Below are 18,021 nucleotides of genomic sequence, written 5' to 3' on the forward strand. Positions count from 1 at the left end.
CTCACCAGAAAGGAGTAGCCCATTTTGACTGAGCCCGGAAATATAAGAGTTATCCCTGATTTGGGGAGCGATTTTCTATGGTTTTTATGGGGATATACTGACTTGGCTGTCAGTATGAATAATCATTTGTTAATAGGAGACAAGATGTCACAACACGATACATTGTTGGCTGCTTTTGAAGCATACAAAGCTGAAAACGAAAAATTTATTGAAAAAGGTATTAAGGCATCTGCTGCTCGCGCACGCAAAGCCCTGCAAGAAATCGCTGGTGCTTGCAAAGAGCGCCGTAAAGAAATCACTGCCACTAAAGAGGCAATGGAAGCTAAGAAGTAATTCTCATTCCAGATGAATGAAAAAGCCTAGCCTTTATAAGCTAGGCTTTTTTGTTAGGATTAATCTAATGCAAGATAGTTTAAATGGCAACGCTAAACAAAGTGAGTTTCATTGCCTTACTCCGAATGGGTACTAGTAGTTGATATTCAGGACTGTTAGCCCAAGCATGGGCATCTTGCGCCGTAGGGAACTCTAGCTCTACAAAAGTGTTAAAAGATGCGCTACCTAGTTCATTCCAAAATAGTTCAGCTATTGAGCCGCGGTTTTTGATTGAGCCCTTGTAAAGTTCGACTGTTTGGCTGACCTGACTTCTGTATTCCGCAAAGGCGTCTTGATCCTTTAGCTCCATTAATCCAATGACTTTGATCATCACCATTCCTTATAAAGATTGCCGAATGCTATGAGAGTATATCCACGCTATAGTTGAGGTATGAATATTGAGGAATTTTTACGCTTACTTCAGCAGCATGGGTTTCCGGAACCAGTAGAGGTTCAGCAACCCCCCAATAGCCAACTTGGAATCCATGAGCATCCATTTGAGGTGAAGGCGCTTGTGATCGCTGGTGACATCACTATCGTGGCAGATGGAATTACTAAGATATATAGCACTGGCGATGTATTTCATTTGGGCTTTCAGCAGCCGCATTCAGAATCGTATGGTCCTGAGGGTGTGAAATACCTCGCCTCCAGAAAACAATAAAAATTATTCAGAAGTAAGGAGAAATATGAAAATCGGATTTATTGGCTTGGGTAATATGGGTCTCCCAATGGCCCTCAATTTATTAAAAGCGGGACATCTCGTTATTGGCTTTGATTTGGTAAAGAGTCAGCTGGAAGTCTTTGCTGCTGCAGGCGGTACTGTCGCAGATAATGCAAACGCAACAGCAAAAGATGCTGATGTAATAATTAGTATGTTGCCCGCCTCGCGTCATGTAGAGGGTTTATATCTTGGCGATACTGGCCTGCTAGCAAATGCGAATCCCAAGACGCTCCTCATCGATTGCTCAACAATTTCCCCTAAGGTGGCCCAAGCAGTTGCTAGCGCTGCTAAAGCCAAAGGCTTTGCCATGATTGATGCGCCGGTATCCGGTGGCACGGCAGGAGCACAAGCAGGCACATTGACCTTTATGGTTGGCGGAGACGCTGAGGCAGTGGAGTGTGCTCGGCCAATACTAGAAAAAATGGGTAAGAACATCTTTCATGCGGGAGCGAATGGGGCGGGTCAGACGGTTAAAGTCTGCAATAACATGCTGCTGGGTATTCAGATGCTAGGAACGAGTGAGGCGCTACGCTTAGGGATAGCCAATGGCTTAGATCCCAAAGTTCTCTCTGACATCATGTCTAAGAGTTCGGGGCGTAATTGGGCCCTGGAGCTATATAACCCTTGTCCGGGGATCATGGACAATGTGCCATCATCAAAAGGATATGCTGGTGGCTTTGGTGTAGATCTGATGCTGAAAGACTTGGGGTTAGCAGTTGAGAACGCAGAAAACCTAAATGCTAACGTTCCACTAGGAAAGCTTGCACAAGAACTCTATGAGACTCATAGCAAAGCAGGTAATGGCCAGTTAGATTTCTCAAGCGTATTTAATCTCAAGTAAAGCTTCGCTTGGGCGGGCTACTTCTCTTAGCTGGAGCTTTTTTGGCTGGAGCACCGCTTGAACCAGCTGGTCTTGGTTTTCTGGATTGTTGGTGTTGTTGACTGCGTAATTGAATCGGTTGAGCCACGGCGTTAGGATCTGGTTCAAAACCAGCAATGACCTCTTGAGGTAGTTTTTGCTTAATGAGCTTTTCAATATCTCTCAGCATCTGGTGTTCATCAACGCAGACCAGGGATACAGCGACACCATTTGAGCCTGCGCGACCGGTACGACCAATGCGATGCACGTAGTCTTCAGAGACGTTTGGAAGATCGTAGTTCACCACATGGGGCAGTTGATCAATATCAATGCCACGTGCAGCGATATCAGTGGCAACTAAGGCGGTTAACTTGCCAGCCTTAAAGTCGGCAAGTGCTTTGGTACGGGCAGATTGACTCTTGTTGCCGTGGATGGCCATACTTGTGATGCCATCTTTCTCTAGCTGGGTAACTAATTTATTGGCACCATGCTTGGTACGGGTAAAAACTAGAACTTGCTTCCAGTCATTACTTTTAATGAGGTGGGCTAATAGCGGATGCTTCTTAGTCCTATCTACCGGGTGAATGAGTTGGGCGATCGCCTCGTTAGTACTATTACTTCTTGCTACTTCAATCAGTTCCGGCGCATTCAATAAGCCATCAGCCAGCGCTTTGATCTCGGTAGAGAAGGTTGCTGAGAAGAGAAGGTTCTGGCGTTGCTTTGGAAGCACAGCCAGGATCTTTTTAATATCACGTAAGAAACCCATATCTAGCATGCGATCTGCTTCATCGAGAACCAGAATTTCAATGTCCTTGAGGGAAACGCAATTTTGCGACATCAAATCCAATAAGCGTCCAGGGGTTGCAACCAGAATATCTAATCCGCCAGCAATCGCTTTAATTTGCGGGTTCGCGCCAACACCGCCGAAGATAACAGTGGACTTCAGACCTGTGTACTTTCCATAAGTTACAACGGACTCTTGTACTTGAGCAGCGAGTTCTCGTGTTGGTGTAAGGATTAATACACGCAGTAGACGCTTGCCTGAGCTTGCCTTTGCAGAGGTGAGACGTTGCAAAATCGGCAGAGTAAATCCTGCGGTTTTACCCGTGCCTGTTTGTGCGGCAGCTAAGAGATCGCCGCCTTTGAGAACGGCAGGAATAGACTTTGCTTGAATGGGGGTGGGGCTGGCATAGCCTTCTTCTGCAATAGCGCGAAGAATAGGTTCTGATAAACCGAGATCTGTAAATAACATAGGGACCAATAAAGTATTGACCCGTATTCAACGTATTTAAAAATCGACTATCCCGGTCAATGGGGTGAGCTGCCACGCAAGCGCGTTTGCAGTAAGAGTCTCTATTTTAAGTCATCAACCCCAAAAGCTAAAGAATTAAGGGATTAAACAGGATTCCAGAGGTTAGGGACAACGGTATTGGCATAACCAGAGACAAAGGATTTTTCAGAGCCGGTGATGGGATCAAATACTGAGCGATGAATGCGTCCAATATTGCCGCCATACACATGAATGCTGATCGAAGTCTGATCACTCAGGCTATTTTCGACAACGTGAATGTCATGAGTATCCGGGGAAACGGTATCAACATGTCCGGGTTGACTAATACATGCCTCTCCAGGTTTGAAGCTACCATCTGTTTGTCGATAGTAGGGTGTGCCGGTTTCCTCGCCACGCAACTGACCGATCATTCCCCAAACCGTATGATTGTGCAGTGGTGTTCTTTGACCCGGACCCCATACAAAACTCACAATAGAAAATTGATCTAAGGGATCGGCATACAGTAAGTATTGTTGGTAATACTGTGGATGGGGTTTAGTAAATTCTTCAGGCAACCAATCATCTACTGCAATCAGTTTTTCTAGTAATTTTTTACCATCAGTAAAAATAATCTCTTCGCTGGGCTGTTTCTCCAGCAGCAGGCTGAGTGCTTTGACGAAGGTCAGTAATTTTCCATCAGGCATAGTGCGCTCCATTGCTAATGTGACTCAGCAAGAAATAAGCCATCAGGCCAAGCTTTCGGCTTTAGTGTATTGGTATCGACACAGACGATATGCAGAACAGCGCTGGCAATGACTTGCAACTCCTCGCTCTCCGGAAGTTTTCTCTGTGCAGTTTGTTTAACTGAGACTTGAGTGCGGCCACGATGTTCAATCACTTGATCAATATAGAGAATGTCATCGAGGCGACCGGGTTTATAGAAGTTCATAGTGAGCTCACGAACGGGCATCACAATATTCATTTCATTGATGAGCTTGGTGGGGCTTAAGCCACGCTGAGAGAGCCACTCTGCACGACTACGTTCAAAAATCTCCAGATAACGTCCGTGATAGACAAAGCCAGCAGCATCTGTATCGGAATAACATACGCGATGAATGTAGGTGAAAGCTGAAGGGTCTGGATTGAAGTGAGTAGTCATTGTTGAAAAGTCTATTTTGGCAATATGAGAATCATATTACGATGCGGGATGCCAGCCTCTTTATAAGTAGGGCCTTGTGCTGTAAAGCCTGATTTTTCATAAAAAGGAATGGCCTCAACTTGAGAGTGCAGCACAATCGACTCTGTCCCTTGTGATTTAGCAAGACAAATCAAGCTTTCTAAGATTAGCTTACCTACACCCTGATTTCTGAATGGGGCTAATACAGCCATGCGTCCAATTTGAACCTCTCCACGATCCAAATCTACTAGCCTGCCCGTTCCAATACAACGTTCATCAAAATAGGCTAGGGCATGAGCCGCCACGGAGTCGTATTCATCTAACTCTAGCTCTGCCGGAACTCCTTGCTCCTGAATAAATACCTCATGACGCACCAAAAAGGCGCTGGTCTTAGCCTCTTTCCACGGTTTTATGAGTATTTCCAAGATGGTTGGGTCTCAATTGGCTGTAAATGGCTCAATTTACCAAAGAAAGGGGGTTTAAAGATAGTTCGGTACCGTACAAAAAGTGCCTCATTCCGTGGTTACAATGAATTGTGGCTCTTTATAGAGCCCGTCCAAAACCTTTTACTCATTTAGGAGTTATCTTGAAGAAATCTTTATTGGCTGGTTTGTTTGCTGTAGTTGGCGTTAGCTTTGCGAGTTCTGTTTTTGCACAACTTCCTGCAAAGATGTTGCCTTTAGCGGCTGACGTTGTGGTTTTGAGCGCAACCGTTGATTCAGTAGATGCTAAAAAGCGTATCGTTGTATTGAAAGATGCTAACGGTAATTTGGCCCAGATGAATGTTTCTAAATCAATTAATGATTTAGATAAAGTTAAAAAGGGCGACGTATTCTTGGTCGAGCATGCTCAAGCGGTTGCAGTTGGTTTAACTGCTGCTGGTAAAGATGCTAAACCAGGCGTATCTGGTGTACGCTCAGTGGTAATCGCAGGCAAAGGTTCTGCAAAGCCATTTGAAGAAACAACAGATACTGTATATGCAACTGTCAAGATTTCAACAATTGATCAAAAGACACGTATCGTTACTTTCACAATGCCTAATGGCGAGAAGCAAAAAGTTAAAGTGGATCAAGCAGTTCTTGGATTAGAGAAATTCAAAGCTGGCGATGATGTGATGATTGAGTTTGTTGACGACACAGCTATTGGTTTCGTAACACCAAAGAAATAAGTATTCAATTACTAAGCAGTACTCTAGTTGTAAAAAAGCCCGCAGTAGCGGGCTTTTTTATTGCAACTTAAATCTAAATTCTTAATTAAGCACTCTTGGCAATCATGACGTCAGAAGCCTTAATCACTGCCCAGGCTTGATCGCCAACCTTCAGGTTCAGTTCATCAACCGCCTCGTTAGTAATTGATGCAGTCACGATATGGCCACCACCAATATCCAATTTCACATGGGATGTAGTTTGACCCATCTTCAGTTCTACTACTTTTCCGTTAAGGGTGTTACGGGCGCTAAGTTTGACTTTGAGTTCCATGATTTCTCCTAATGAACGTATTGCTTTGCGTATGCAGCATCATTATATAAGGGCTCTTTATACTTTGATTTGCCATAGTTCCGGATGATCGACTGACCCTCATCTGAAGCTACAAATTGGATGAACTTCACTGCTATATCGCGATTGTTAGTAGTGCCAGCAGGTGCAGCTAGGGCATCATAAGTATTTACCAAGTACTTGTCACCTCTATAAAGGATCTGCAAATTTGGCGCTACATCCTTTTCGGCGACCCAGGTGCTGCTATCAGTCATAAAGTAAGCATTCTCTGCATTCGCTTTTTTAAGTGATGCCGTCATAAAGTCGTTAGTAACGATGTACCAACTGCCCTCTGGTGCAATGCCTGTCTTTTTCCAGATGTCCATTTCTTTAACGTGGGTGCCGGATTTATCCCCTCTAGAAATAAAATTTGCCTTTACCTTGGCAATCTTAGAATAAGCATCGGCACCACTACTAGCCAATTTAATTTGCGCAGGGTCGTTCTTTGGCCCAACGATATAAAACTCGTTAGAACCAATGAGCGTCCGGTTAGTAGCCCACCCATCCGCTATAGCTTTATTAACTGCATCAGGTGCATGCACCATGATCATATCGACTTGAGCAGTTTTCAAAAGATTGAGGGATGCGCCACTACCGGCTTTGATCCAGATTAAGCGAGCACCTTCTTTTTTATCAAAGGCTTCGCCAAGAGCTTGAAGAAGCCCTAGCTCACCAGGACTACCAGTAGCCAATGTAAAGCTTTGATTGCCTTGTCCGTAAATGGCTTCTGGTTTTACAGCATTGTTTTGGGCCATGGCGGTTTGTAGTCCTATGCTAAAGGCAATACCAATAAAGAGTGTCTTTAGTGATGTTAGGGGCTTCTGCTTTTTCATATTGATTATTTCTTAGCATTCGGGAAGAAGAGCTGCTCGCCATCAATCTTGTAGCTTGCAATCACATCTTGACCATTTTTGGAAACGAGCCAATCAATAAATTCTTGGCCTTGTACTTTCTTAATATGAGGGAATTTAGCTGGGTTAACCAACATCACGCCATACTGGTTAAATAGCTTTGGATCGCCTTGCACCAGGATTACCAGGTCGCCACGATTCTTAAAGCTTAACCAGGTGCCACGATCGGCCAAGATGTAGCCATTCATAGCAGAAGCAGTATTCAGAGCAGGTCCCATGCCTGAGCCCGTCTCTTTGTACCAAGATTGGCCAGTAGCAGGGTTGATGCCTGCGCCTTTCCAGTAGCGCATTTCAGCAGCGTGGGTACCACTTTTATCTGCCCGAGAAACAAATGGAGCTTGTGCTGCAGAAATCTTTTGCAGAGCTACTTGAATATCTTTGCCGCCACCGACTTTTGCTGGATCAGATTTTGGGCCAATCAAAACAAAGTCGTTGTACATCACTTCGATACGTTTAGTAGCAAATCCTTCTTCTACAAACTTTTCTTCAGCGGGTTTATCGTGGACAAACACGACATCTGCGTCACCGCGACGACCAATATCCAGTGCTTGGCCAGTTCCTACCGCAACAACTTTGACTTCAATACCGGTCTTCATCTTAAAAATAGGCAGCATGTAGTTAAAGAGGCCGGATTGCTCGGTGGAGGTGGTGGATGACAACACAATACTTTTCTCTTGCGCATAAACCTGCGCAAATGGAATTGATAGTGCTAATAAGGTAGCTAGAAATAGCTTGCGAATCACTTTTTTCATGGTTGTACTCAAATGATGGTTGATTAAAACCTTATCATCGCATATATTGATACTTATTGAATATGCAAAAGATTACATATGCAAATTGAAGTGCGCCCAACTCTCATTGTTAAAACCCAGTCCGACGGAAAAAGCTCGGTAGACCTCATTTGGCTCTCTCAGTTGCTAAAAGATATCGGGCGAGGCAGCTCTTTGGTGGTAGCCAGTAAAAAGTCGGGCACCTCATATCGGGGGGCTTGGGGCAAAGTAAACCAAGTCGAGGATGCCTTAGGTATGCCGCTCATGATTCGAACCAAAGGCCATGGATCCGAACTCACTGAATTTGGGATCTTTTTCGTTGATTTTATCGAGGGTATGCAAGCGGGATATTTAAAGCATGATGCGCATTACCACGACATCCTCTTAAAGGAAATCAAGAAAATACAAAGATTGGAAAGCCTTCGGTGGAAATTTTTCTCAAGCAGTGATTCGTTAATTCAAAAAGCTGCTGCAGAAGTGAAGGGTATTGATTTAAAAATTGCGGGCTCAGGAGAGTCCTTAGAGAGGCTGCTCAATAATGAAGCGCATATTGCTGGATATCACGTCTCTGATCAGAAGAGCTCAAAAGCAATTTATCAGCGCTTATCCAAAAATGGTATCGAGATATATCCAGTAATGAAGCGAACCCAGGGATTCATTGTGAAGAAGGGAAATCCTCTGCACATTCGCTCCATAGAGGATTTGACTGGTAAAAAGGTACGCTTTATTAATCGACAGATTGGCTCTGGTACTAGGTTGTTGCTTGATACCCTGATTATGGAAGAGGGCGTTGATCCCTCGGAGATCAATGGCTATCTGGCGGAAGAATTTACTCACTCTGCTGTTGCTAATGCTATTTTGGCCGGAAAGGCAGACGTAGGCTTGGGCGTAAAGAATATCGCTTTAGAAAATGGCCTAGGCTTTGTGCCACTCAAAGATGAAATATTCTTCATTGCCATGAATAAAGAAATGGCTGCTCAATCGGAATCCTCAAAGTTGATCCGGAAGATACGGAGTGCTTCTGGAGAGACCCCGGGATATAAGGCGGTTAGCTTAAATAGGCAAATACAGGATTGGCTGTAGCCTTACATTGCTGTCAGCTATAGGGAATCAATCCACTAGAATGGATTGCATATGATCATGCGACTCCTTACCTTGTTTGCAATCTCTTTCCTCTATTTAGGTAGCGCATTTGCACAAGCGCCCACTATTGCAGTTGCCGCCAATATGAAGGATGCATTTGCAGAGATCGTAAGGGCATTTCAACCGCCCAGTAAATCTGAGATGAAGATAGTCTATGGATCATCTGGAAACTTTACTGCGCAAATAATGAATGGTGCGCCATTTAACTTATTTATTGCTGCTGACGAGCATTTTCCACTTGAGCTTTATAAGAATGGCAAAACAGTGGATGAGGGTGCTGTTTACGCAATTGGTAAGTTAGCAATGATTGCTAAAACCTCATCAGGAATCCAATTACTTGATAACAAGGCGGACATTACGAAAGCAATCAACAAGGCTAATAAGATTGCGATTGCAAAGCCTGAGCTAGCACCTTACGGTAGAGCCGCAGTAGAGTATTTAAAAGCAGAAGGTCTTTGGGATCTCACTAGAGCAAAATTGGTATACGCTGATAACATCGGGCTAGCTACAACCTATGTAGTGAGCGGTGCTGCTGATATTGGGTTTACTGCCGTATCGCTCGCTAAGTCACTAGAGGTAGCCAAAGAAACTAATTTCATGCTGGTCAATCCAAGGCTCTATGAGCCTATCAAACAACGAATGGTGCTATTGAAGGGTGCGCCCCAAGAGGTGGTGGATTTATATCGTTTTATACAGAGTGCTCAGGCCAAAGCTATCTTGCAGAAGTACGGGTACGCAACACCTTAGCTACTTGAGAGCTTCACGTATTAGGGCATGTATTAATTCACCCTTTTTTTGTTTTGGATCAAGCCCTCAAGGGTTTGACTAGTTCATCATCTCAGATTCAATCACTCTTTTGATGAATGAGATTCATTCTCATTCATCGCTATAATAGCCTTCATACAAGCCAAAAAACAAATTTCATGAATTTAGACCAGGTTGACTTAGGCAGTCTTTATCGCGTTAGTGAAGTGAATGCCCCAAAGGGCGCACCTCAAATTAAGGGTCAGCTGGAAGATATTGGGTTTTTGCCTGGCGAACAAGTGACGGTATTGCGCAAAGGTCTCTTGGGTAAGGGGCCTTATATGGTTCGCATAGGCGCCTCGACTTTTGCTTTAAGACAGTCAGAGGCGCGCATGATTTCTGTTGAAGCGACATCGCATGCCTGAATCAAAAGTCCATTTTTATTCGAGTGAACCACTCGTTGCCTTATTGGGCAATCCCAATTGCGGCAAAACAGCTTTATTTAATTTACTCACCGGTAGCAAGCAGAAGGTTGCAAACTATTCTGGAGTGACTGTTGAGCGCAAAGAAGGGCGTCTAGCCCTCGAGTCCGGTAAAAATATTCGTGTTCTCGATTTGCCTGGTGCCTATAGTCTTTATCCAAGATCGCTCGATGAAAAGGTAACGTGCAATGTATTGCTCGGAAGGGCTGAGGGTGAAAAGCGTCCCGACTTAGTCATCTGCGTATTAAGTGCAATGAACTTACGCCGAAATTTGCGTTTGGTATTGGCTGCAAAACGATTAGGGCTGCCTTGTGTCGTGGTACTCAACATGCTGGATATCGCCAAGCGCCAGGGTTTACAAATTGATACTGTTGCCCTTTCTAATGAATTGGGATTACCAGTTCTCACTAGCATTGGTATTCAGTCGAATGGTGCCGATGAGCTCAAGCATTTTTTATCGAATTTGGATTGGCGTAATTTAGATGGCTTGCGGACAGGGACAAGCGATGCCAATGTTGAGAATATCGCTTCTCATATTGCCCACACCGAAACCGATAACATTCAAGTCCAAAGAATTCTGCAAAATCTGAAGCTAGATCGCATTATTCCTGATCGACTGAGTGATCGCCTAGATGCCGTATTGCTACACCCCGTTTTCGGCCCCATGATTTTGGTGGTCTTACTTTTTTGTATCTTTCAAGCAGTCTTCAGCTGGGCTACTGTGCCCATGGATCTGATTAAAGCGGGCGTTGAGTTTTTGGGGGCACAGATTGTCGAGGTATTACCAAATGGTTGGCTGCGTAGTTTGTTGATCAACGGAATTTTGGCAGGCTTAGGTGGTGTGGTGATTTTCTTGCCGCAAATTTTGATTCTATTTTTCTTTATTTTGCTTCTTGAAGAGTCTGGCTATCTTCCCAGAGCTGCTTATTTACTGGATCGGGTAATGGGATCAGTGGGGCTCTCTGGTAGATCTTTTATTCCACTACTTTCCAGTTTTGCTTGTGCAATCCCAGGAATCATGGCTACCAGGAGCATCTCTAATGCACGTGATCGCATGGTGACGATTCTGATTGCACCCATGATGACCTGTTCGGCACGTCTCCCGGTTTATGCCTTACTAATTTCGGCATTTATTCCAGAGCAAAAGTTATGGGCTGGGATTGATTTACAGGGATTAGTCTTATTCACACTGTATCTTGCTGGAATTTTAGGTGCGATGGCAGTTGCCTGGATTCTGAAGCGCTTTACCAGTGAGCAATTCAAGATGAATGCCCTCATGATGGAGCTGCCTAGTTATCACTTGCCACGTTTGGGTAATTTGGCTATCAGTCTTTGGCAGCGTGCAGAAATATTTTTGCGTCGGGTTGGCGGAATTATTTTACTGATGACTATTGGCTTGTGGATCTTATCTAGCTTTCCATTTCCACCAGAGGGTGCAACAGGTTCGCCTATTCAATATAGCTTTGCCGGAATGATTGGGCAGGCCTTAGCTTATGTTTTCTCACCCATTGGATTTAATTGGCAAATTAGTATTGCCTTAGTACCAGGTATGGCTGCGCGTGAGGTGGTGGTGAGTTCTTTGGCAACGGTCTATGCGCTCTCAAGCTCTAATGTAGATGCAAGTGATGCATTAATTCCGTTAATCTCTAGTGGCTGGTCTTTGGCTACCGCACTTTCTTTGTTGGCTTGGTTTGTGTTTGCACCTCAGTGTTTATCTACCATTGCGGCCGTTAAGCGTGAGACTGGGGGTTGGAAGATCCCAATCATTATGCTGAGCTACCTTTTTGCATTGGCCTATATCGCTGCATTAATTACCTATCAGATTGCTAGCTCCCTTGGCTTGGCTTGATTAGGATCAAAGCAAGGTTTCGCAAATTCAGATAATCTCATAAGCATTCATTTTTGAAGAGGGTGCTCAAATGCGTTCCAAATCGTTTTTTTTCTCACTATTCTGCCTATTTGGTATTTCTGCTTCAAATTTAGCTCTAGCTCAATCTGGCGAGAATACCTATAAACAAGTTTGTGCTAGCTGCCATGGAGCAGGAGTCCTGAATGCGCCTAAGTTTGGCGATAAAGCGAAGTGGGCGCCTTTGATTGCAGAGGGTCAAGTCATCTTAACGGCTCACGCTTACTACGGCGTTAGAGCAATGCCGCCTAAAGGTGGTAATCCCAATTTAAGTATTGAGGGATTTGCAGATGCCTTGGTCTATATGGTGAATAACTCAGGAGGCAATTGGAAATCGCCAGATGCTAAAACGATTGCTGCCATCAATAAAGAAATCGAAGTGCGAAAAGCGGGTACGAAAAAGCAGTAATAAGCATACCAACGCTTAAATATGTTCGCGGGTTCGGTCTACGTCTCTATATTCATTTGCTGAACGATTAATACTCTAAATTACTTTCCCCGGTGCCTCTGATGACACTTGAGCCTCACTATATTGAGATTATTGGTTATTGCGCCGCATTCTTAACCACGATTGCCTTTTTACCGCAGGCAATCCAGTCTTGGCGTACCAGGGATCTTTCCGGAATTTCCTTGGGGATGTATTCCTTCTTTACGATAGGAGTGGGCCTGTGGCTAGTTTATGGCCTCATTATTGAAAAGTGGCCTCTCATATTGGCAAATGCTTTGACCTTTGCCTTGGCGATCAGCATCCTATTTTTGAAATTGCGTCATACTTCTAGACAGCGGAAATAGAATACGTATTCATCAAAATTCTTAGAAAGGTTTTTATGTCTTCAGCATTTGTGATCGATCCACCAGTAGTTATTTCGTTGCCCGTGACAGGTGATACCCGTCGCTTTGCTGTCAATCGCATTTACTGCGTGGGACGTAACTATGCTGATCATGCGCGTGAGATGGGACATGATCCTGATCGCGAACCACCATTCTTTTTCATGAAGCCCGCCAATTCAATTGTGACGGATGGTAAAGATATGGCATATCCAGGCTTATCAAACGATGTTCACCATGAAATTGAAATGGTAGTTGCGATTGGTAAGGGCGGTGCGAACATTGCCCCTGATAAGGCTCTAGACTATGTTTATGGTTATGGCGTTGGATTGGATATGACGAGGCGCGATCTTCAGGGCGAAGCCAAGAAAATGGGCCGCCCGTGGGATACGGGTAAAGCATTTGATCAGTCTGCTCCATGCGGCGAGATCACTCCAGCAAGTCAATGTGGTCATCCCGCCAAGGGCACTGTTAAGTTGCTGGTTAACGGAGAGGTTCGCCAAGAAGGAGATCTCAATCAGCTCATCTGGAATGTTCCCGATACGATCGCCTATCTCTCTACTTTATTTACTTTAGAGCCAGGAGACCTCATTTTCTCTGGCACCCCGGCAGGAGTTGGCCCAGTGAAAAAGGGTGATGTACTTGAAGGAAGTGTTGCTGGGTTGCCGAGCTTAAAGACAAAAATTATCTAAATAAAGCGCAATTACTTCCCAACCCATTGAGGTGGACGTCCTTCTAGGAAGGCGTTCACTCCCTCCCTAAAGTCTTTGCTGTTATAGGTTTCGCGCATGAGATCTGTGCAATCAGGGAGATTGCTTTGAAGCAGGCGCGCCAAAGTGAGCTTGCTTGCTTTTTGCGTGATGGGTGCCAGAGCACTTAATTTTTCTGCTAGCGCATTTGTCACGGATTCAATTTCTGCAGCATCCGCTGTTTGATAGATGAAGCCAGACTCCAATAATTCCGGAGCCTTAATCAGTTCAGCCGTGAGTAACATCTTCTTCACCATCGGAATTCCAAGGTGTGCTGCTATCCAAGATAGATTGCTTGGCGACAAGCAGTTTCCTAATGTCTTTGCTACTGGTATGCCAAAACGGGCTTCCGGAGTCGAAATGCGGAAGTCACAAGCAGTAGCGATCAAGAGACCGCTGCCTACAGCCAGACCCTCAATCAAGGCAATCGTTGGCATGGGTAGTTGTTGCAGGGAGGCGAAAATATGATCTACAGCTACTTCATAGGCCTCATCTTTTTGAAGATCAACAAACTGTTGTATATCACTTCCAGAAACAAATGCTTTGCTTCCTGCGCCTCTAAAAATGACTACGCGGATATCGGGGTTGCCCGCTAGCGAATCACAGATCTTTTTGAGCTCTTCATACATTGGCCAAGTGAGCGCATTGCGGGCAGTTGGATTATTGAAAGTAAGCCGTGCAATTTTTCCGTTAATAGTTAAATCTAGGCAGGGCGGTTTGGAGTCAATTGTCATGGAAGCATTCTAAACAATAGCTAACGCCACCAATACTTAAAGACCTTGCTCTAGGCTCTGTAATAGCAGTTTTGACCATATTGACAGACTCCTGCGCTAGAATTCCCCTATGTATATGTTTCTACCATTTCTGACAGCTTTGATCGGACTTGTTCTAGTCTGGTTTGAGAAGCGACTGGCAGGCTTAATAGTTTTGGCGATCACTATTGGCATTCTTTTAGTTTGGTTTAGGGTTCATGCAACCGACCATCTCAATATCAGTCTGTAATTGAAAATGAGTAGACATTCTTTTCCTTCCTTAGCGGCATTGGGCAATCAACTGGCGTTACTAGCGATTATTGGTATGCTTTCCTATGCTTTTGTGGATCAGCTGTATTTTGGTGAGTTGCCTTGCCCGTTGTGCTTAATGCAGCGTATTGGATTTGTGATCATTGGCTTTGCATTGGTTTTAAATATTCGTTGTGGCGCTCACTCCGCTCACTATGGATGGGGCATCATTGGCGGCTTAGTGGGAATGATGGTTTCGCTCCGTCAGGTGTTCTTGCACATATTGCCGGGTGATAAAGGATTTGGCACCACCTTTCTCGAATTGCATTTTTATACTTGGGCTTATGTCGGCTATACAGGTTTATTAATGGGATTAGCAATACTGTTAATGTTGCCTAATCGTGAGGTTAGATCTCGCACTTGGTTTGCAAATGCCTTGGTGATGATTTTTATTCTCCTAGTTTTAGGTAACCTGATTTCCACTTTGCTTGAATGCGGCATCGGCCCTTGTGCCGATGATCCTGTCAAATATGATGGCTGGCTTTGGCTGCGTTCCCGCTTTGGCTTTTAATCCAGGCCCTTCGGTCTGGCTCTGAATCGATTAAGCATGCAAGTCTTTAAAGTTCTCAAGAGCTTCCTGATTGCATCAGTGATGTGGGGCATAGGATGCTCGGCCCAAGCACAAGGCGCAGCCCAAAAGAATACCGCTTGGCCTAAACATACTATTCGCATCATTGTTACTTTCACACCAGGTGGTGCCCCGGATATTTTGGCGCGTGTTTTAGCAGAAAGTTGGCAACAAAATTTGGGTGTACCGGTGCTGGTCGAGAATCGTCCTGGCTATGGCGGAAATATTGGCGCTGATCTAGTTGCTAAGAGTGAGCCAGATGGTTATACCTTGTTGATTGGAACGGTAGGCATTCATGCTATCAACAGCTCGCTTTATGAAAAGATGTCTTTTGATCCTGTGAAGGACTTCACGCCGATTAGTTTTTTGGCCAGTACGCCCAATGTTTTAATCGTGAACAAAAAACTGGGTGTGAGCAATCTTCAAGAACTCATTGAGTTAGCAAAGACAAAGCCCGACCAACTCACTTTTGGCTCATCAGGAGTTGGTACTTCGCTGCACATGTCGGGTGAATTATTTAAAGAGATGGCAGGGGTACAGATTCGTCATATTCCATATAAAGGGCGCGCGCAATCATTGCCAGACTTATTAAGTGGTCGCATCTCCATGCTCTTTGATAATCTTTCCTCTTCTTTAGCCTTAATTAAAGCAGGGGAGGTTCAGGCCCTAGGAGTCACCACACTAAAGAGGTCGCATGCCGCCCCTGAAATTCCCACCTTGGCCGAGCAGGGTCTGACTGGTTTTGAGGCGGTATCTTGGTTTTCATTGATGGCGCCGGCAAATCTGCCGCCCAATATCCAAAAACGTTTGAATGAAATGACGTACCAAGCCTTGAGCAACCCCGAGGTAAGGGCTCGTCTCTTGGCGGGTGGCTTAGATCCCGCTCCGGGCAGTCCTAAGGAGCTTTCTAAGCTAATTAGCTCTGAAGCCAGTAAATGGGGCAGGGTTGTAAGGCAATCAGGTGCAAAATTAGACCAATAAACAGCTTTTCTTGTCAGCCCAAGCTTATTCTCAAGCGTTATAGATATCAGAACCATTTGCCTGACATTATTTTCAACTAATACCTCATTCCCAAGTCCTAAATTTGCCTAAATTTTCAGCACTAGACTTTTCTAAACTCGGGATAACTTTGGCTGTTTGTTTATTGGTGGGTTGCGCTACGCAGACCCAGCAAATCAAAATGAATGAGTCTAAGGAGTCATTCAAGAACGGCGATCTGCAAAATACAACCGCTGTTATTCAGAGTGCCTTCAAAGATAAAAATACTCTCTACTATATGGAAATGGGTGAGGTGCAGAGACTCCAAGGCCCTACGCAGATTCCGAATAGTACTCAAAGCTTGCTGGCCGCAGACCAGCTGGTTAGTCGCTGGGAAATTACTACGAGCGACAAGCTGAGGCGCTCTTTTTCAGGGGCAAGCTCCTATGTTTTATCAGAAGGCTTTAGTAGTGAGTATGAGCCTAAGCCTTATGAAGTCAGTTTTTTGAGTCAAACTTTAGCGTTAAATCACCTCTCTCAAGGGCGTTGGAATGATGCTATGGTTGAGGCCAAAAAAATGGCGCAGCGTGAGAAGGTGATCGAGGAGCTCATTCAAAGTAAAGTCGCAGCCGTATCTAAGGTCGAGCGTGAGCAGCAAACCAGTCCCAGCACTCAGGGCGCTACCAGTCGTGTTGAGAATATCAATGGCTACCCAATCAATTTATTGGATGATGAAGATACACGTAGCCTGAAGAATTCCTATCAGAACGCTGGCGCTTATTACCTATCGGGCTTTATTCATGAGTCACAAGGGGAGGCCAGCTTGGCGGCACCAGGTTATCGACTGGCGATTGAGTTAAGGCCCCAAGCCAATTTTTTTAAAACGAGCATTGCTAAGCTTGATTCCAATATTGCCAATCAAGGTAAAAAATCCTTTGCGGATACCTTGATCATTATTGATACGGGGTATATGCCCAAAATTATCCCTTATCAAATTAGCCAAACTTTTAATATCGGTGGTAACTCAAAGTTAATCACCTTAACTTTCCCGGTCATTGAAAAATCTAATGAACGTTTTAGACCAACAATGGTTCAGCTGGGCGATAAGATGGCTAATCCAGAGTTAGTAGCCAATATCGACGCGATGGCCCGCAAGAACTTGCGCGATGAGCTACCGGCATACGTACTGAGAGCTTCCTCAAGAGCGCTAGTTTCTTTGGCTGCACAATACACAGCTGATCGCGCCGCCCAACAGGCAGCCAACAGAAATCAGAACAATCAAAATAGTGGCAGCGCAGCTTTGATTGGCGCTATTGCAGGAATGATCGTAGGATATGGATTGCAGTCAATTAACGTGACTGATGTGCGCCACTGGTCAACCTTACCGGCGCAAACTTATATGGCCAGAATGGGTTTACCGATTGGACCCACCGTTCTTAAGTACACCCTACCTTCTGGAGTCACCGCTTCTCAGACTGTCAATCTAGTAGGTGGCTATAACGTAGTCTATATTCGCATGTTCAGAAATCGGGCAACAGTGCTCACCTCGAATGACCCAGCCGCTCTGCCATCTAAGACGCCCATTGCAGTCGTCCCAGCCGCCACCAATCCAATTCCTGCTCAGCCCGTAAGTATCTTGCCTGCAACTATAGAGTCTAAGCCAGCTGAAGGTGCTTTTGCTGGCTTTATGAAATTGTTGGGTGGCTTTCAGGACGCCAAGCCGGAAGAGCTTGCGCCAACAGCCACGTCTCCTGCGCCTGCAGTGGTAGCCTCTCCTACCGTTACGCCAGTGCAGACTGCGCCTGCGGCATCAGTCCCGGCATCCAGCCCCAATCCAACCCCCAATGCTAATCCTGCTAGCGGTAATATAGAAGGAGGGGCTAAGCCTTACGAGCCACCCAATCTGCTAAATAGTCTTCAGCAGCTTTTTAATTAGGAAAGACCTAG

24 protein-coding genes are annotated in these 18,021 nt (G+C 44.9%); 15 read left to right on the top strand and 9 right to left on the bottom strand.

Annotated features, from left to right (window positions below):
* Positions 1 to 144: 144 nt before the first annotated feature.
* Complete coding sequence (locus AOC20_RS03070; protein ID WP_011903187.1) at positions 145 to 333, top strand: hypothetical protein; 189 nt, start codon at positions 145 to 147, stop codon at positions 331 to 333.
* Positions 334 to 412: 79 nt separating this feature from the next.
* Here the strand turns inward: AOC20_RS03070 and AOC20_RS03075 are convergent, their stop codons facing one another.
* Positions 413 to 703 carry a DUF1330 domain-containing protein gene (locus AOC20_RS03075; RefSeq protein ID WP_215361364.1) on the bottom strand — a complete coding sequence of 97 codons (291 nt, stop codon included), beginning with the start codon at positions 701 to 703 and terminating at the stop codon, positions 413 to 415.
* Positions 704 to 763: 60 nt separating this feature from the next.
* Here AOC20_RS03075 and AOC20_RS03080 point away from each other — a divergent pair, with 60 nt between their 5' ends.
* A complete protein-coding gene (locus AOC20_RS03080) occupies positions 764 to 1,033 on the top strand; it encodes a cupin domain-containing protein (RefSeq protein ID WP_215361365.1) in 270 nt (89 codons plus the stop codon).
* Positions 1,034 to 1,058: 25 nt separating this feature from the next.
* A complete protein-coding gene (gene mmsB, locus AOC20_RS03085) occupies positions 1,059 to 1,934 on the top strand; it encodes a 3-hydroxyisobutyrate dehydrogenase (protein ID WP_215361385.1) in 876 nt (291 codons plus the stop codon).
* On the opposite strand, the gene AOC20_RS03090 is transcribed toward mmsB, so the two are convergent.
* The 4 genes from AOC20_RS03090 to AOC20_RS03105 form a co-directional block, all read right to left on the bottom strand.
* The gene (locus tag AOC20_RS03090; RefSeq protein ID WP_215361386.1) at positions 1,927 to 3,204 is read right to left on the bottom strand and encodes a DEAD/DEAH box helicase; all 1,278 of its coding nucleotides are present in this window, start codon (positions 3,202 to 3,204) and stop codon (positions 1,927 to 1,929) included. The two genes, mmsB and AOC20_RS03090, sit on opposite strands and share 8 nt — an antisense overlap.
* A 143-nt stretch (positions 3,205 to 3,347) precedes the next feature.
* Positions 3,348 to 3,926, bottom strand: a complete 579-nt coding sequence (locus AOC20_RS03095) for a cysteine dioxygenase family protein (RefSeq protein WP_215361388.1) — start codon at positions 3,924 to 3,926, stop codon at positions 3,348 to 3,350.
* A gap of 14 nt (positions 3,927 to 3,940) precedes the next feature.
* Positions 3,941 to 4,381 (bottom strand): YbgC/FadM family acyl-CoA thioesterase, encoded by a 441-nt coding sequence (locus AOC20_RS03100; protein WP_215361391.1) that lies wholly within the window; start codon positions 4,379 to 4,381, stop codon positions 3,941 to 3,943.
* 11 nt (positions 4,382 to 4,392) lie between these two features.
* Positions 4,393 to 4,824: a GNAT family N-acetyltransferase gene (locus AOC20_RS03105; RefSeq protein WP_251373142.1), complete on the bottom strand. Its 432-nt coding sequence runs from the start codon at positions 4,822 to 4,824 to the stop codon at positions 4,393 to 4,395.
* A gap of 161 nt (positions 4,825 to 4,985) precedes the next feature.
* On the opposite strand from AOC20_RS03105, the gene AOC20_RS03110 reads away from it, so the two are divergent.
* Positions 4,986 to 5,567 (top strand): hypothetical protein, encoded by a 582-nt coding sequence (locus tag AOC20_RS03110; protein WP_251373143.1) that lies wholly within the window; start codon positions 4,986 to 4,988, stop codon positions 5,565 to 5,567.
* An 85-nt stretch (positions 5,568 to 5,652) separates the two neighbouring features.
* On the opposite strand, the gene AOC20_RS03115 is transcribed toward AOC20_RS03110, so the two are convergent.
* The 3 genes from AOC20_RS03115 to AOC20_RS03125 are packed head-to-tail and all read right to left on the bottom strand — an operon-like array spanning position 5,653 to position 7,597.
* Positions 5,653 to 5,877, bottom strand: a complete 225-nt coding sequence (locus AOC20_RS03115) for a TOBE domain-containing protein (protein ID WP_215348965.1) — start codon at positions 5,875 to 5,877, stop codon at positions 5,653 to 5,655.
* Positions 5,878 to 5,885: 8 nt separating this feature from the next.
* A complete protein-coding gene (locus AOC20_RS03120) occupies positions 5,886 to 6,767 on the bottom strand; it encodes an ABC transporter substrate-binding protein (RefSeq protein WP_215361394.1) in 882 nt (293 codons plus the stop codon).
* Between the two features lie 5 nt (positions 6,768 to 6,772).
* Positions 6,773 to 7,597 carry an ABC transporter substrate-binding protein gene (locus AOC20_RS03125; RefSeq protein WP_215361396.1) on the bottom strand — a complete coding sequence of 275 codons (825 nt, stop codon included), beginning with the start codon at positions 7,595 to 7,597 and terminating at the stop codon, positions 6,773 to 6,775.
* A 78-nt stretch (positions 7,598 to 7,675) separates the two neighbouring features.
* Between AOC20_RS03125 and AOC20_RS03130 the strand changes: the two genes are divergently transcribed.
* From AOC20_RS03130 to AOC20_RS03160, 7 genes are all read left to right on the top strand, one after another.
* Entirely contained in the window at positions 7,676 to 8,698 is a 1,023-nt protein-coding gene (locus tag AOC20_RS03130; RefSeq protein ID WP_215361397.1) for a substrate-binding domain-containing protein, read from the top strand.
* Between the two features lie 57 nt (positions 8,699 to 8,755).
* On the top strand, positions 8,756 to 9,505 hold the full coding sequence (gene modA, locus AOC20_RS03135; protein WP_251373144.1) for a molybdate ABC transporter substrate-binding protein: 750 nt from the start codon (positions 8,756 to 8,758) through the stop codon (positions 9,503 to 9,505).
* A 176-nt stretch (positions 9,506 to 9,681) separates the two neighbouring features.
* Entirely contained in the window at positions 9,682 to 9,927 is a 246-nt protein-coding gene (locus AOC20_RS03140; RefSeq protein ID WP_215361403.1) for a FeoA family protein, read from the top strand.
* Positions 9,920 to 11,833, top strand: coding sequence for a ferrous iron transporter B (feoB, locus tag AOC20_RS03145; protein WP_215361405.1), 1,914 nt, complete (start codon positions 9,920 to 9,922; stop codon positions 11,831 to 11,833). Before AOC20_RS03140 ends, feoB begins: the two co-directional genes overlap by 8 nt.
* A gap of 70 nt (positions 11,834 to 11,903) precedes the next feature.
* A complete protein-coding gene (locus tag AOC20_RS03150) occupies positions 11,904 to 12,299 on the top strand; it encodes a c-type cytochrome (protein ID WP_215361407.1) in 396 nt (131 codons plus the stop codon).
* A gap of 101 nt (positions 12,300 to 12,400) precedes the next feature.
* On the top strand, positions 12,401 to 12,682 hold the full coding sequence (locus tag AOC20_RS03155) for a SemiSWEET transporter (protein ID WP_215361409.1): 282 nt from the start codon (positions 12,401 to 12,403) through the stop codon (positions 12,680 to 12,682).
* A gap of 35 nt (positions 12,683 to 12,717) precedes the next feature.
* The gene (locus AOC20_RS03160; RefSeq protein WP_215361411.1) at positions 12,718 to 13,410 is read left to right on the top strand and encodes a fumarylacetoacetate hydrolase family protein; all 693 of its coding nucleotides are present in this window, start codon (positions 12,718 to 12,720) and stop codon (positions 13,408 to 13,410) included.
* An 11-nt stretch (positions 13,411 to 13,421) separates the two neighbouring features.
* Here AOC20_RS03160 and AOC20_RS03165 read toward each other — a convergent pair whose 3' ends face one another.
* Positions 13,422 to 14,201: an enoyl-CoA hydratase/isomerase family protein gene (locus AOC20_RS03165; RefSeq protein ID WP_215361412.1), complete on the bottom strand. Its 780-nt coding sequence runs from the start codon at positions 14,199 to 14,201 to the stop codon at positions 13,422 to 13,424.
* 109 nt (positions 14,202 to 14,310) lie between these two features.
* On the opposite strand from AOC20_RS03165, the gene AOC20_RS03170 reads away from it, so the two are divergent.
* The 4 genes from AOC20_RS03170 (at position 14,311) to AOC20_RS03185 (ending at position 18,010) form a co-directional block, all read left to right on the top strand.
* Entirely contained in the window at positions 14,311 to 14,469 is a 159-nt protein-coding gene (locus tag AOC20_RS03170; protein ID WP_215361414.1) for a DUF5993 family protein, read from the top strand.
* A gap of 6 nt (positions 14,470 to 14,475) precedes the next feature.
* A complete protein-coding gene (locus AOC20_RS03175) occupies positions 14,476 to 15,039 on the top strand; it encodes a disulfide bond formation protein B (protein ID WP_215361416.1) in 564 nt (187 codons plus the stop codon).
* Between the two features lie 36 nt (positions 15,040 to 15,075).
* Positions 15,076 to 16,077 (top strand): Bug family tripartite tricarboxylate transporter substrate binding protein, encoded by a 1,002-nt coding sequence (locus AOC20_RS03180; RefSeq protein WP_215361417.1) that lies wholly within the window; start codon positions 15,076 to 15,078, stop codon positions 16,075 to 16,077.
* A 199-nt stretch (positions 16,078 to 16,276) separates the two neighbouring features.
* Complete coding sequence (locus tag AOC20_RS03185; protein WP_251373145.1) at positions 16,277 to 18,010, top strand: hypothetical protein; 1,734 nt, start codon at positions 16,277 to 16,279, stop codon at positions 18,008 to 18,010.
* Positions 18,011 to 18,021: the final 11 nt, after the last annotated feature.

This window comes from Polynucleobacter ibericus (genome assembly GCF_018687955.1).
GTDB lineage: Bacteria > Pseudomonadota > Gammaproteobacteria > Burkholderiales > Burkholderiaceae > Polynucleobacter > Polynucleobacter ibericus.